Origin of the sequence: Sphingobium sp. BS19 (genome assembly GCF_027925545.1) — a bacterium.
GTDB lineage: Bacteria > Pseudomonadota > Alphaproteobacteria > Sphingomonadales > Sphingomonadaceae > Sphingobium.
The window spans coordinates 132,352-146,288 of record NZ_BSEF01000001.1; the positions used below are offsets into that span (position 1 = coordinate 132,352).

Annotated in this window: 11 protein-coding genes; 3 read left to right on the top strand and 8 right to left on the bottom strand. The window is 59.0% G+C overall.

The genetic code is table 11. The features are described from left to right. Nucleotides 1–13: 13 nt before the first annotated feature. Genes QMG56_RS00725 through QMG56_RS00735 form a run of 3 tightly spaced genes read right to left on the bottom strand, consistent with a single transcriptional unit; the run spans nucleotide 14 to nucleotide 3,058 of the window. Nucleotides 14–1,531 (bottom strand): type II and III secretion system protein family protein, encoded by a 1,518-nt coding sequence (locus QMG56_RS00725; RefSeq protein ID WP_281820591.1) that lies wholly within the window; start codon nucleotides 1,529–1,531, stop codon nucleotides 14–16. Nucleotide 1,532: 1 nt separating this feature from the next. After that, complete coding sequence (gene cpaB / locus QMG56_RS00730) at nucleotides 1,533–2,534, bottom strand: Flp pilus assembly protein CpaB (RefSeq protein ID WP_281820959.1); 1,002 nt, start codon at nucleotides 2,532–2,534, stop codon at nucleotides 1,533–1,535. A gap of 50 nt (nucleotides 2,535–2,584) precedes the next feature. After that, complete coding sequence (locus tag QMG56_RS00735) at nucleotides 2,585–3,058, bottom strand: prepilin peptidase (RefSeq protein ID WP_281820593.1); 474 nt, start codon at nucleotides 3,056–3,058, stop codon at nucleotides 2,585–2,587. 50 nt (nucleotides 3,059–3,108) lie between these two features. Here QMG56_RS00735 and QMG56_RS00740 point away from each other — a divergent pair, with 50 nt between their 5' ends. The 3 genes from QMG56_RS00740 (at nucleotide 3,109) to QMG56_RS00750 (ending at nucleotide 7,593) form a co-directional block, all read left to right on the top strand. Further along, nucleotides 3,109–4,056, top strand: coding sequence for an alpha/beta fold hydrolase (locus QMG56_RS00740; RefSeq protein ID WP_281820595.1), 948 nt, complete (start codon nucleotides 3,109–3,111; stop codon nucleotides 4,054–4,056). After that, complete coding sequence (locus tag QMG56_RS00745; RefSeq protein WP_281820596.1) at nucleotides 4,053–5,171, top strand: FAD-binding oxidoreductase; 1,119 nt, start codon at nucleotides 4,053–4,055, stop codon at nucleotides 5,169–5,171. Before QMG56_RS00740 ends, QMG56_RS00745 begins: the two co-directional genes overlap by 4 nt. A gap of 187 nt (nucleotides 5,172–5,358) precedes the next feature. Then, complete coding sequence (locus QMG56_RS00750; RefSeq protein ID WP_281820960.1) at nucleotides 5,359–7,593, top strand: EAL domain-containing protein; 2,235 nt, start codon at nucleotides 5,359–5,361, stop codon at nucleotides 7,591–7,593. Nucleotides 7,594–7,968: 375 nt separating this feature from the next. Here QMG56_RS00750 and QMG56_RS00755 read toward each other — a convergent pair whose 3' ends face one another. The 5 genes from QMG56_RS00755 to cobT all read right to left on the bottom strand — a co-directional run bounded on the left by QMG56_RS00755 (nucleotide 7,969) and on the right by cobT (nucleotide 13,928). Beyond that, the gene (locus QMG56_RS00755) at nucleotides 7,969–9,342 is read right to left on the bottom strand and encodes a class II 3-deoxy-7-phosphoheptulonate synthase (RefSeq protein ID WP_281820597.1); all 1,374 of its coding nucleotides are present in this window, start codon (nucleotides 9,340–9,342) and stop codon (nucleotides 7,969–7,971) included. Between the two features lie 161 nt (nucleotides 9,343–9,503). Beyond that, on the bottom strand, nucleotides 9,504–11,000 hold the full coding sequence (gene cysS, locus QMG56_RS00760; RefSeq protein WP_281820598.1) for a cysteine--tRNA ligase: 1,497 nt from the start codon (nucleotides 10,998–11,000) through the stop codon (nucleotides 9,504–9,506). An 81-nt stretch (nucleotides 11,001–11,081) separates the two neighbouring features. Further along, nucleotides 11,082–11,561, bottom strand: coding sequence for a GAF domain-containing protein (locus QMG56_RS00765; protein ID WP_281820601.1), 480 nt, complete (start codon nucleotides 11,559–11,561; stop codon nucleotides 11,082–11,084). A 60-nt stretch (nucleotides 11,562–11,621) separates the two neighbouring features. Beyond that, on the bottom strand, nucleotides 11,622–12,098 hold the full coding sequence (locus QMG56_RS00770; RefSeq protein ID WP_281820603.1) for a GreA/GreB family elongation factor: 477 nt from the start codon (nucleotides 12,096–12,098) through the stop codon (nucleotides 11,622–11,624). A 3-nt stretch (nucleotides 12,099–12,101) separates the two neighbouring features. Then, nucleotides 12,102–13,928 (bottom strand): cobaltochelatase subunit CobT, encoded by a 1,827-nt coding sequence (cobT, locus tag QMG56_RS00775; RefSeq protein WP_281820606.1) that lies wholly within the window; start codon nucleotides 13,926–13,928, stop codon nucleotides 12,102–12,104. Nucleotides 13,929–13,937: the final 9 nt, after the last annotated feature.

Genomic DNA, 13,937 nt, shown 5'->3' on the forward strand with positions numbered 1-13,937 from the left:
ACGGTCCTTCCCATCAGAAGCTGAAGCCGGGAGCGGCGGTGCCACTGCCCGATTTATTGGGTGTGGGTTGATTGGTCGTGTTGGCACGCGCAATGGGTGCAACATTCTGACTGCCCGACGGCGCGATGGTCGGCGTCGGCGCGCGCGCTCCGCTCACGCCATCTGAACCTTGTTGATTGAAAAGCCCTTGTGCCTCCGTAGCGGTCCGGAAACCGTCGGTGGGCAAACGGATGTCCGAAGCGTTAGCCGGCTTAACAAGATAGGGCGTTACGACGACAACCAGTTCAGTTTCATTGCGCTGGAAATTTCGTGACTTGAACAGGCTACCAAGGATCGGGATATTGCCGATGCCAGGCACCTTATCGACGTTGTTTGCATTGTCGTTGCTAAGCAGGCCCGCGATCATGAAAGCTTGCCCGGAACCCAATTCGACTGTCGTTTCAACCATCCGGCTCTTAAGCGCTGGGACTGAAGAATTGATCGAGAAGTCGAGACTGGAAACGGTCGGCCGAACGCGCAACGAAATGCGACCATCTGCTAATACAGTAGGTGTGAAGGCGAGTTGTACGCCATATTGTTTAAATTCGATGGTATTGCCTTGAAGGCCGTTACTGACGGCATAGGGGTACTCGCCGCCCGCAAGGAAACTTGCAGTTTCACCGGAAAGCGAGGTCAAGTTCGGTTGCGCAAGCGACGTGGCGAGCCCCGACGTTTCGGCTAGGTCGAGAGCTCCTGCGATATCCATTCCAAACAGCTTCGCAATGAAACCGAAAGTAGTCTTGTTACCTGAAGGCTGCGTAAACAACCAAGACCGAGTAATATCGCTAGGAGGAGCAGGAATACCGCCTTGATCTGTAATCGCACCGCGAGTTGCACGACCAATATAGCCTGAAAAACTGCCGCTGCCTGTTCCTAAGCCAGTGAAGTTGGTCCCAATCTGATGAACCAGGTTGCGGCTGACCTCGGAAATCCTGACCTGCAAGTTCACCTGCAATGGTGTAGCCGTCCGCAAGCGGCTCACCACTGTAACCTCCTTGCCAACAAAAGCCTGCGTGAGCCGTTCTGCTTCGGCCGCATCCTCGGGGGCTTTGATCGTGCCGGTCAGCAAGATCATGCCATTCATCGTGGATACCTGCACATCGGCATCCGGCATGGCGAGCTTGAGCATCTGATCGACGCTGGTCAGGTTGTTGCCGACCCGCACGACAGTCGTGTAAAGGGTCTGACCGCTTTTGCTAACTGCCGATACGGTGGTTTCGCCCGGCGCTTTGGCCAGGATGAAAATTTGCGTATCCGAACGGACGAAGACGTCGGCGACGGTCGGGTTGGCTACCACCACGTCGGACATCTTGCCGGACAGGTTCACGAGCCGGCTACCGCCAACCGAGAGAATGACACCGCCGTCCGCACTGGTGCTGTTGGACGGCGCTGCGTTCAAGGTCGCGCCGGGAATCAAGCTTGCACCCGCTGCAACGCTTATGGCCAGCATGGATGCGGCGGATTTCCGCGCAAGGAACTTGGTTAAAGTCATCTTACTTCCCCCCGACCGGTACAACGGTCACATCTGTTCCCCGTGCCACCCGGACGCTGGGGCCTACGGGCGCGCCGTTCGGTGCCATAGGCGCACCGCCCGGTCCGATGACGGCGGGCTTGGCAGGTACGCTGCGGCGCTGAAAACGCGATACATCGGCGCCGGTGGCAAAGGTCGAACCCTTGTCCGCCGGACTGGCTGCGATTTTGGCGAGCGCGCGCTTTTCAGCAGCCGGATCTTTGCCATCGGGCAGATCGTCGCTGGCACTGGCAATCGCGGCATCCATTTCGGACGCATTGTCGGCAATCGACCGAAGCGACAGCGACAGCGACCCCAGCGTCTGCGACACAGCGATCTTCTCGGCAATCTTGGGCGTCACTTCCAGAGTGACGTTGGAATAGGGTTGGACGATCGGCTTGCCGTCGGGACCGAGCGCATCGGTGCGCTGATCGGTGGCAAGGACGCGCAGGTTGCGCAGGATCGTTTCGGAAACCTTGAGCGGTTCGCCTTCGCCGCCACCCGCAACCGACTGCGTCAGCATCATGTCGACGCGATCACCCGGGAATACAAAGCCTGCGACTGAATTGGCCATCTGCACCGGCACCGTTACGGCGCGCATGCCAGGGCCGAGGGCGGCAGCAAGGAAACCACGGTCGCCCGGCTTGATGACGGCGCCCTGGGTCAGCGGCTGACCGGCAGTGATAGGATTGCGAACGACGCTCCCTGCCAGGCCGGTCGGATTGACCTGCCCCTTGAGAAAATAGACTTGTTCGACCAGATCCTTGGGCCAGGGCTGAAAGCGGAAGCTCTCTGCGTCGAGGATGGTGCCAACCGGCAGCGCTTTGGTCGCGACCAGCACAAACGGCGTATCCGCGTCGACTGGCATGGCTGATGCGCTGGCTTGCGGCGTTCCCGATGACGACAGCATGCTACGTGCCAATAAAGCCGTAGCGACTGCTATGATAAGCGCGCCAACCAGCAGCACAATTTTCTTGGCATCCATGACGAAATTCGCCTCCCTCAAGTTGAAGCCGTCGGCCCCAACCTTCTTCTTCACGTGAATTGGTTAATATATCGTTCGCCAACCAGCCAAAGCGCGGCAACGGAGATGGCAACGCCGTACGGAATCTCCGGCGGACCCTCGCGTTTGGCGATGCGATGATGAATTATCGTGATGAGCGTGACTACGCCCCCCGCCAGCGCCATAACGGTCAAGAGAACGATCAGGCTCTGCCACGGGAACCACAGTGCAAGGGCCGCTAGCATCTTCACATCGCCGCCGCCCATCATGCCGATGGCGAACAGGCCCGCGAAGACTGCAAACACGCCAACGCCCAGCCCGATTTGCAACGCGACGTCCGGCCACAGATCGATGCCGCAAGCCCACCAGTATAGCGGTGCCAGCAACGCGATGCTCAAGTTGAGCCAGTTGGAGATGATGCGCGACCGCAAGTCGGTTACGACGGCTGCCAAAAGCAGGGCTGACAGTACCGCCAGCAGTGCAAATTTGAAAAATTCCCCGGTCATGGGGAAGAAGATGTAGACCACATGCCTTACCAAACCGTAACCATGTTCACATGCAGCCGAATCCCCCGCAGTTCCGTAGTTGGCCCGAACAGGGAACCCTTGATCGATGGGTCGCTCCCGACGGATGGGTGCATCGCATTTATCGCATGGGAGACGGATCGCGGGGCAGGATGCTGATGCTCACCGGACGCGGCGACATGGTCGAAAAGTATCTGGAAATAATGTCTTATTTCGCTGAGCGCGGCTGGGCCATTACGGCGTTCGACTGGCGCGGGCAGGGCGGATCGGGGCGACTTACGGCCAATCCGTTTGTGGGACACATCGCCGATCTCGGACAATGGATCGCAGACCTGCAGGCCTTTGCCGCGCAATGGGAGGACAAAGGGAAGGGCGGTCCCGATGTCATTCTGGCGCACAGCATGGGCGGCTTCCTTGCGCTACGGGCGATGTCAGAGAAGATAGTGCAGCCGAATGCGGCGGTTCTGACCGCACCTATGCTGGGACTTAACAGCGGGCATATCCCTGCGTGGCTGGCACGGCTGATCGTGAAGGTCATGTTGCGTATTGCCGGTCCATCGGGGGCGGCCTGGACGCAGAACGAAGAGTCAGCGGTGCGCCTGCGCGCGCGCCAACGCCGACTGACGCACAGCCTTTCGCGTTACGATGACGAACTGCATTGGCGGCGGACCACGCCGGAGATCAGCCTTGGCCCGCCCACTTGGGGTTGGCTCGATCAAGCCTATAAGGGGACGGCAGCGCTGGAACACGATCCCGCTCTCGAGTATATGGATGTGCCCACTCTCATTCTGGGCACGGATGCGGATCAACTTGTCAGCCCGGCGGCCATTCGTCGGGTAGCTGCGCGCCTGCCAAACGCCACGCTGCATATGTACGGTGCTGAGTGCGCGCACGAAATATTGCGTGAGGACGACGCGGTGCGACTGGATGCGCTTGCCCGGATCGATGCTTTCTGGGATGCGCATGCGCCAGTAGCATGACGGACTATGACATCATCATCATCGGCGGCGGCATGGCCGGCGCAAGCCTTGGCGCAGAGGTCGCTGCCCACGCTCGTGTGCTTGTCCTGGAAATGGAAGAGATCCCTGGCTATCATGCTACCGGACGCTCGGTTTCCTTCTGGCAGGAAAGCTACGGTGGACCAGCCGTGCAGCCTCTCACCTCGGCGTCGGGACCCTTGCTGCGCAATCCTGACCCTTCTTTTTCGGAGACGTCGTTCCTAACACCGCGAGGCGCGCTGCACATTGGGCGCGAAAGGGATCAGGCGTTGCGCGCTGATTTTCTGAGCGCTTATGCTAACGCGGGAATTCGCATGGATGTTCGGGAGCGCGCTGAGATTGCGAAGTACGTTCCCGGCCTTCGCACCGAATGGACGTTGGGGATCGCAGAACCAAGCACGGCGGACATCGATACAATGGCGCTCCATTCTGCTTATCTGCGACAATTGGGTCAACGCGGGGGCGTCGTGAAAACCGGGACCGGACTGCTTTCAGCGAAGCATCTGCAAGCTAGTTGGCTCGTAGACACCCGTGAGGGGCAATATCGCTGCCAGACGTTGGTCAATGCAGCAGGTGCGTGGGCTGACGACGTGGCCCAGCGGTGCGGGGTCGCGCCAATGGGGATCACACCGCTTCAACGCACGGTGGTTCAACTTCGCACTGCCCTGGACATCCCGACAAACTTACCGCTCATTCTCGACCTGAACGGAACCTTTTATTTCAAGCCGGTTGGGAATGGGCGCATCTGGCTCTCGCCGCATGATGAAGAACCCCGGATGCCTGGGGATGCCGCGCCCGAAGAGTTAGCCGTTGCGACGGCAATTTCCCGCCTGCAGCATGTGGTCGATTGGCCAATACTGGCGGTCGAACGGAAATGGGCCGGCTTGCGCAGTTTTGCGCCGGATCGATTACCGATCTACGGATATGATGCGCACAATGCAGATTTCTTCTGGTTTGCGGGGCAGGGTGGTTTCGGCATTCAGACCTCTCCAGCCGCAGCGCAGCTGGGTGCAGCATTATTGCTGCGCAATCCTCCGAATGACTGCGTTGCGGGAATTGATGCTGCTTCCTATGCACCCGCGCGCTTCGCGAGGTAGGCGCGCTTCCAGCAACAGGAAAGGCATGTGAAGGAAAGGCGGAAATATGATTTGCATTTCCGTAACCACTTTTCGCTAGGACGGTGGCCAGAGGGTCACACGAATGCAGAATCGATCAGTCCAGCAAGGTGCATCAGCACCACGCGGCAAGCGTAAGCTTCTCGCGTGGATTGCTGTGTTGACCTTGGTGATTGGCGTGGGTGAGATAGCAGCACCCCTTGATCTGGGCTTGCGTGGTATTCAGTTTAGATTGCGATCCCAACCTGCAAGCGGAAAGATTGTCACCGTCGGTATCGACGATAAAGCCTTACTTGCGGTTGGACCTTGGCCATGGAAGCGGGACCGTTTCGCGGCATTGACGAATCGGCTAATGGCTGCAGGTGCTGATCGGATTTTCTATAGCATTTCCTTCCAGCCGCTAGAAAGTAGTGGAGATGAAATGTTCGCAAGAAGTATTTCAAAATACCCGGATCGAATTTTTCTTTCGGCGAGCATGGACTATAGGACTGGAGAAACGACCGGCACTGCAATGTTACCCATGCCACTGCTGGCCAAGAACGCCAACATTGTTAGTAACATGAAATGGGCAGAATTTTGGAACGGCGTGTCCAAAATGAAATACGGCCAAGTTATCAATGGGACCCGCTACCCGTCAATTTGGTCTGCTCTTGCTAATAATCGTAATATTTCAGACACAGCGTTTCCAGTAGATAGCTCGTATGATCGTTCAACCATTCCCTATTTTAGCGCAGCCGACATAATCCAACCCAGAAACACCATTCCCGAACTCAAGGGAAAAACTGTTTTGGTAGGAAATAGTTCAAACGTATACGGTGGTGTTCTCTACGTTTTGGGCCAAGGGCGTTCAGCAGACATTTTTGTTATTGCGATGGGCGCTGAGACATTAATGCAAGGACCAACGGTCAATTGGGGATGGATACCCGCGTGGGTGTTCGCCTTCGTAGTTTCTTGTATTTGCTTACTAGGGCGCCAGCCAAAATTAGCGATGGGTTTGAGTCTTGTCAGCATCGGGTTGGTTTTTGCAGCGCCGATCATTTGCCAGAATTTACGCATTTTCATCGATATTGCACCCGCATTGATTCTATTAGGCGCCACGGCGGTTGTTATAGCTTGGCAGCGCTTTGGTGCCCGCAAACAAAGTCAAGGGGCCATCAATCCAGTATCTGGGCTGCCGACAGTCAATGCGATTCTGCATCGCGACCAACTCGATCCGCATATACTCGTGGCGGCGCGTATCAGCCGCTTTACCGAAATCGTAAGTACCATGCCACCCAGTAATGAGCGGGACTTGCTGGAGCAGGTTGTGTCACGTTTGTCCTTGGGCGTTGGCCGTCTTCAGCTTTTGCATGGCGATGACGGTAACTTCTTTTGGCTAATGCCTTCGGAGCAACTGGCCTCGTCCGTTGACCAGTTCAAGGCGCTACAGCTTATTTTCCGTAACCCTATTTCGGTTGCGGATAAAAGCTTCACAGTCGATATCGCCTTTGGCGTCGACCAGGAAATCGACCGTCCCCTATCTCACCGGCTCGCAAGCGCGCTGGCCGCTGCACGGTCCGCTGCAGATCAGGGGACATGCTGGAAAATCCATGACCCGGCCGCTAACGGCGCGCAGCAATGGGCGCTTTCTCTTTTGGGTGAATTGGATCAGGCCATCGACAATGGCCATATCTGGGTGGCATATCAACCGAAGATGGAGTTGGCTACCCGTGAAATCATCGGTGCCGAAGCATTGGTTCGCTGGACCCATGCGACGCGCGGCCCAATCGGTCCTGACGAATTTATACAGGTGGCGGAGCGTCACGGTAGGATCGAGAAACTGACGGCTTTCGTGTTGAATGATGCTGCCCGGGTGGGCGCGCAGGCACTGAAATATGATCCCGGATTTACGGTGTCGGTGAATATCTCGTCGGTGCTGCTGGCCTCACGCAACATCATCGACATGGTGCGCCAGGCACTGAGCGCAAATGGCTTTCCTGCAACCAGTCTGGTGCTGGAGGTCACCGAAACTGCGGCGATGGCCGAAGGTCGTGTTGCGATAGCGTTGCTGGAGGAACTGCGGGACATGGGCGTTTGCCTGTCCATCGACGATTATGGCACGGGAATGTCGACCCTTGAATATCTCCGGGCCATTCCGGCTACGGAACTCAAGATCGACAAACAATTCTCTATGGCGTTGCACAGTAGCGCGGAAGATCAGGCGGTTATGCAGTCGACGATCGAACTGGCGCATGCGCTGGGTATGAGGGTTGTGGCAGAAGGTATCGAAACGGCTGAGACGCAGTATCTGCTCACGCAAATGGGGTGTGAGATCGGGCAAGGTTATCACATCTGTCGTCCGACGGATTGGGAAACCGTGCTCACCATGATCCAGCCGCAAAGCCGAATCGCTTCCCATGGTTAATGAGTTGTAAGGGATAGCCGTTTACTATATTGATCTGGAGGGTACGGCTTCGTGCTGTGCCTTTTATTTTGGGGATCAATATGACGAAGAACAAAGCGCGTGATCGCCGTCAGTCGCAGCCCGTTCGCGGATTCTGGGACTGGGTTTTCGGCGGTGGCGGCTGGGCGTAAGCCTTCCTAAATTCCTAATGGACCAAAGAAAAGCCCCGATTTTCGGGGCTTTTCTATGCCTTGCGGTGTTTGCATACGGGTGATGTGGCCTTCTGAAACGCACGGCGGCATGTGCGAAAATGCATCTAGTGGGCGAGATCCGAAATGCATTTCGGAGCACTTGCGGCATGGTTAGGTGATTCGGTTAACAGCGAATCACTATGAATTAGGCCGCCACTTTTCGCCTTTCCGCCAGCTCGTCGTTAAGCATTTCAGCAAGCAAGAACGCTAATTCGAGGCTCTGCGCAGCGTTCAGGCGAGGATCGCAATGCGTGTGATACCGATCTGCCAGACCCTCGTCCGTGATCGCGATGGCGCCTCCGGTGCATTCCGTAACATTCTGCCCCGTCATTTCCGCATGGATGCCGCCGCCGAAGCTGCCTTCGGCACGATGCACTGCAAAGAAGCCGCGGACTTCGGCCAGGATGCGTTCGAATGGGCGCGTTTTGTAGCCATTGGCGGCCTTCACGACATTGCCGTGCATCGGGTCGCAGGACCAAATGACCGGATGCCCCTCCCGCATCACTGCGCGGACCAGCTTGGGCAGACCCGCTTCGATCTTGTCATGGCCATAGCGCGTAATGAGCGTCATCCGTCCAGCTTCGCGACCGGGGTTCAGGATATCCAGCATCCGCAGCAACGCGTCCGGCTCAAGGCTGGGGCCGCATTTCATGCCGATGGGATTGCCGATTCCGCGCAGATATTCGACATGCGCGGACCCTTCGAACCGGGTGCGATCCCCGATCCAGAGCATATGCGCGCTGGTGTCGTACCAGTCACCCGTCAGCGAATCCTGGCGCGTCAGTGCCTGCTCATAGGGCAGCAGTAGCGCTTCGTGGCTGGTGTAGAAGCTGGTTCCACCAAGCTGCGGCACAGTTTCTGGGCTAAGCCCGCACGCTTTCATGAAGTCGAGCGCTTCGCCGATGCGGTCGGCCATTTCGCTGAACTTCTTCGCCCACGGACTGCGGCCCATGAAATCGAGCATCCAGCCATGGACGCGGTCGAGGCTGGCATAGCCGCCGGTCGAGAAGGCGCGCAGCAGGTTCAGCGTCGCTGCCGATTGATTGTAAGCACGCACCATCCGCGCAGGATCGGGCTCACGACCGTCCGCGGTAAAGGCGATGTCGTTGACGTTGTCGCCGCGATAGCTGGGCAGTTCCACGCCGCCAATGACTTCGGTATCCGAAGAGCGCGGCTTTGCGAACTGGCCCGCCATACGGCCGACCTTCACAACGGGCAGCTTCGACGCGAACGTCATCACCACGGCCATCTGCAGCAGTACGCGGAAGGTGTCGCGGATGTTGTTCGGGTGGAACTCGGCAAAGCTCTCGGCGCAATCGCCGCCTTGCAGCAGGAATGCTTCGCCGGCGCCGACCTTGGCCAGCTCAGCCTTCAGGCTGCGTGCTTCTCCGGCAAAGACCAGCGGCGGATAGGTGCCAAGCTGTGCTTCCGCGGCAGCCAAGGCTGCCGTATCGCGATAGGTCGGCATCTGCCGCCCTTCCTGGGTCCGCCAACTGTCCGGCGTCCACTTCGCTGCCACTGTCATGCTCCTGTCGTACCCGGGCCGAAATCGGGCCGGAAAATTGGATGGCTCCTATGCGCGCCCATCTCCGCTAAGGCAAGCCTGCGCTGCCTTTAGTTACCGCAAGGAGGGCTTTGGCGAAACACTATTGCGTGAGATAGTGTGATCGACGCTTTCGCTTAGTTAAGGTCTAGCTTCCATTCCCAGCCGAGCGGATCGCCATCCATCACTTCAACGCCGCGCGCGGTAAGGCTATCGCGGATCGCGTCGGACGTAGCGAAATCCTTGTTGGCGCGGGCGGCTTTTCGACGGTCGAGTTCGGCTTCGATCTCTGTCTCCGTGATGGTTGCGTCGTTGGGCCGAATGCGCAGATCGGCACGGGTGAGGGTGAGGAGATTGAGGCCAAGAATGTCGTCTATCTGTTTGATGAGCCTCAACGCTATGGCTGTGCTCGTCTTCTTCTCAGCGAGTAGCTGGTCGAGTATCGAGAGAACGCTGGGCGTCATCAGGTCGTTTGATATGGCGTCCTGAAACTGACCTTCGAGAATCGGCAAATTGACATTCACCGTGCTCTCTTGTCCGGCCGTATCGCGCGCCTTCAATGCCTCCACCGCCATAACCATACGCTTCAACCGCGTCAGCGCCGTCCCCAATATCTCCCCGCTAAACTCCAATTCGCTGCGATAATGCGCGCTGAGGCATAAAAGCCGATACGCCACCGGATGCACGCCGCGGTCGATGAGAGAGAATAGGGTGGTGAAGCCGCCCTTGCTCTTCGACATCTTGCCCGCGCGGTCGACGAGGAAGTTGTTGTGCATCCACCAGCGCGCGCCGGTGAAGCCCGCGACCGCCGGGGTGACGCTTTCGTCGCCACCGCAGCAGGCATGGAACGCCTGATTTTGGGCGATTTCATTAGGGTGGTGGATTTCGCGATGATCGATGCCGCCGGTGTGAATGTCAAAGGGGTGGCCCAGCGTGTCGTGGCTCATCACCGAGCATTCCAGATGCCAGCCCGGCGCGCCTTTGCCCCAGGGGGAATCCCACTCCATCTGCCGCTGTTCGCCCGGTGGTGATTTGCGCCAGATCGCGAAGTCGGACGGGTGGCGCTTGCCTTCCACCGGGTCGATGCGGGCGTTGGCGGCGTCGTCGCGACCGCCCGCCAGCGCGCCATAATCAGGCACGGTGGTTGAGTCGAAATAGAGGCCGGTCGGTAGTTCGTAGCAATGCTGCGGCGCAATCCGCTCTGCAAAGGCGATCATCTGCGGCACATAATCGGTGGCGACAGTCCACCGGCTTGGCTCCAGTATGTTGAGATCTGCGATGTTCTGCTTGAACGCCTGCGTATAGTGGGCCGCAATGTCCCAGATGCTCTTGGCCTGCGTGCGGGCGGCCGCCTCCATCTTGTCGTCGCCTGCGTCGGCGTCGCTGGTCAGATGGCCGACATCGGTGATGTTGATGACATGGGTAACGTCATAGCCTTTCCACGCCAGCGTCCGGCGGAGCGTGTCGGTGAACACATAGGCGCGCAGATTGCCAAGGTGGGCGTAGTTGTAGACCGTCGGCCCGCAGCTATAGACGCGCGCGGTGCCCGGCACGATCGACTCGAACGTCTCGACGGATCGCGAGAGGCTGTTGAAGAGGCGCAATGGGGTCTTGGTAGAAGCAGTGTCGGTCATGGCGATGCCATGCTGCGGTTGGCGGGAGAGGTCAACTTTTTGGTGTAGCTAGAGCTGGGTCGGGGCCGCTTTAAAAGGGCTTTATCCCGCCTGCGTCTGGTTGTTACCCAGTATCTGCGCAATACGCTTTGAGTATTCCTCCATCGCCGCAATGACTTTGGCGCCGCTTACGGCACGAGGATGAGGGTCGATCGCGCATAGCGTTCCAAAGAAGCTGCCATCGGGGAGAAAGATCGGAAAGGATGCGTAGCTTTTGAAGCCGTACATAATGGGGGTATGGTGCGTTTGCCATTGAATGTCCGCGTCCACATGGTCGATGACGACCCGCTGACCGGATTGGCGAATGTCGTTGCAGATGGTGGTTTGTATTTCGAGTTCGTCGCCGGGTTGAAGCCCAAACGCGATTTTGTCTAGGAGTTGACATGCTATCCAGCGGGTGTCGGTCACACGAGCCACCGCCGCAAAACCCATATCCGTCATTCGGCAAATATCTTCGAGGATCGCCCTGATTTCGTCGTTATCGCCTTGCGCGACCGCGTCCTCTGCCAGTTGATCCTTCATTCAATAGTCCCCTATTCGCCTATGCTGCCGGGGATATTGAAAGGCAACGAACATTTGCTCCTAATGTGCCATTGACACCGAAACCCCAATCCCCAGAACTTCTATCGCATCGGCTTTCCCGCTGAAATCGAGCAGGTCACCTTCGCCTGCTTCCATCATAGCGCGGGCGAGGGGGGCGGAGTAGGCTATGCGGTCCTCGGTGGGATCGGCTTCGTCGTCGCCGACGATGTCGAGCGTCCGTTCCTTGCCGTTCAAGCGGAAGCGGACGCGGGAGCCGAAGGCGATGCTGTCGGCAAGAGGCATCGGGGCCAGTTGTGCGGTGGCCTGACGGGCGCGCCAGTAGCGGGCTTCGCGCAGCACTTTCTTGCGTGCCTCTTCGTCGGCAGCGTGGGGGAGGGCGGCTTCGATTTCCGTCACCTTCGCTTCGATCAGCGCGAGGCCGCGCGGGGTCACCAGATTGGGGCCGGGCGGGATGGGCAGTTCGAATTTGGGTTCGAGATGTTCCTCGTCACTCTCGCGACGGAAGGCGACGCTCATGGTCTAATCCTCATCAAACAGGCCAGCCAGTTGCTCGACCATTGTGCCGCCAAGTTGCTCGGCGTCCATGATCGTCACGGCGCGCTTGTAATAGCGGGTTACGTCGTGGCCGATGCCGATGGCAACGAGCTGCACGGGCGAGCGGTTTTCGATCCAGTCGATCACTTGCCGCAAATGCCGTTCCAGATAGGTGCCGCTGTTGACCGACAGGGTGGAATCGTCGACCGGCGCACCATCCGATATCACCATCAGGATGCGACGATCCTCATGCCGGGCAAGCAGCCGACTGTGCGCCCAGAGCAAAGCCTCGCCGTCGATATTTTCCTTCAGCAGACCTTCGCGCATCATCAGGCCCAGATTCTTGCGCGCGCGGCGCCAGGGGTCATCGGCTTTCTTGTAGATGATGTGGCGCAGATCGTTCAGGCGGCCGGGGAGCGGGGGGCGTCCGGCGGCGAGCCAGTCCTCGCGGCTCTGCCCGCCTTTCCACGCGCGGGTCGTGAAGCCGAGAATCTCAGTCTTCACGCCGCAGCGTTCGAGCGTGCGGGCCATGATGTCCGCGCTGATCGCCGCGATGCTGATCGGGCGACCGCGCATGGAGCCGCTATTGTCGATTAGCAGCGTCACGACGGTGTCGCGAAATTCGGTATCGCGCTCGATCTTGTAACTGAGCGAATGGGTGGGATCGATGACGATGCGGGCGAGGCGCGCGGCGTCCAGCATCCCTTCTTCCTGATCGAAGTCCCAACTGCGCGATTGTTGCGCCATCAGGCGGCGTTGCAGGCGGTTGGCGAGTTTCGTGACCGCGCCCTGCAGCGAGGTCAGTTGCTGATCGAGGAACCCGCGCAGGCGGATGAGTTCATCCTCGTCGCACAGATCCTCCGCGCCGCAGGTTTCGTCATGGCGGGTGGTGTAGGTCTTGTAGTCGAAGCCGGGCGGCAGATCGGACATGGGGCGGTTGGGGCGGACGGGCATCATGCCCTCCTCGCCCATGTCATCCGCGCCGCTTTCGCTGTCGCTTTCGAATTCGTCGCTGTAATCGGGTTCGCCGTCTTCGCTTTCGCCGCCCTTTTCGTCGGAGCGCGCTTCGGTCTGGGCGTCGCTGTCCCCGGCGTCCTCCTCGCCTTCGTCGCCGTCTTCCTGATCCTGCTCCTGATCTTCGCCTTCATCCTGTGCGTCATCGTCGCTGGAGTCAGGGGGAGCGTCGCTTTCGATCAGTTCGAGATGTTCGAGAAGCGCGGTGGTCAGCTTCTGGAAAGATTGCTGATCGTCGAGTGCGAGGCCGAGGGCGTCAAGATCCGGACCTGCCTTGTCCTCGATCCAATTGCGTACGAAATCGAGACCGGCCTCGGTGCTGCGCGGTGCGGCCTGTCCGGTCAGGCGTTCCCGCACCATAAGCGCGACCGCAGTGCTGAGCGGGACTTCGTCGCGGCCCTTGGCGCGGACGATGGGATCCGATTTGAGGCGCATGGTAAGCGCTTCATTGAGATTGGCGCGGACGCCCGCCATCTGCCGCGAACCGATCGCTTCGATCCGGGCCTGCTCCACAGCGTCATAGACGGCGCGGGCGACCGCTTCTCCGGGCGCGGATGCAGCGTGCAGCTTGGGGTTGTGATGGCGCAGGCGCAGCGCGTTGGCATCGGCAAACCCGCGGGCGAGCGCAACCTGATCGGCGGGCAGGGCGCGGGCCGGGGACGGCACCTTGATCTGCTTACCCACGACATGCGGCGCATCGGCGGTGAAGGATACCTCCAGCTCCGGATCGCGCGCCATCGCCCGCGCTGCACCGGACAGCACGACCTTGAAGGAATCGAGGGGGGAGCGTTCGGTCATGGTGGTAAG

Bases quoted from the DNA above. Each gene is read 5' to 3' on its own strand.
- QMG56_RS00740 (WP_281820595.1), top strand. From the start codon at position 3,109: ATGCAGCCGAATCCCCCGCAGTTCCGTAGTTGGCCCGAACAGGGAACC.
- QMG56_RS00735 (WP_281820593.1), bottom strand. From the start codon at position 3,058: ATGACCGGGGAATTTTTCAAATTTGCACTGCTGGCGGTACTGTCAGCC.
- QMG56_RS00770 (WP_281820603.1), bottom strand. From the start codon at position 12,098: ATGAGCGTCGCCTTCCGTCGCGAGAGTGACGAGGAACATCTCGAACCC.
- QMG56_RS00725 (WP_281820591.1), bottom strand. From the start codon at position 1,531: ATGACTTTAACCAAGTTCCTTGCGCGGAAATCCGCCGCATCCATGCTG.
- cpaB (WP_281820959.1), bottom strand. From the start codon at position 2,534: ATGGATGCCAAGAAAATTGTGCTGCTGGTTGGCGCGCTTATCATAGCA.
- cobT (WP_281820606.1), bottom strand. From the start codon at position 13,928: ATGACCGAACGCTCCCCCCTCGATTCCTTCAAGGTCGTGCTGTCCGGT.
- cysS (WP_281820598.1), bottom strand. From the start codon at position 11,000: ATGACCGACACTGCTTCTACCAAGACCCCATTGCGCCTCTTCAACAGC.
- QMG56_RS00745 (WP_281820596.1), top strand. From the start codon at position 4,053: ATGACGGACTATGACATCATCATCATCGGCGGCGGCATGGCCGGCGCA.
- QMG56_RS00765 (WP_281820601.1), bottom strand. From the start codon at position 11,561: ATGAAGGATCAACTGGCAGAGGACGCGGTCGCGCAAGGCGATAACGAC.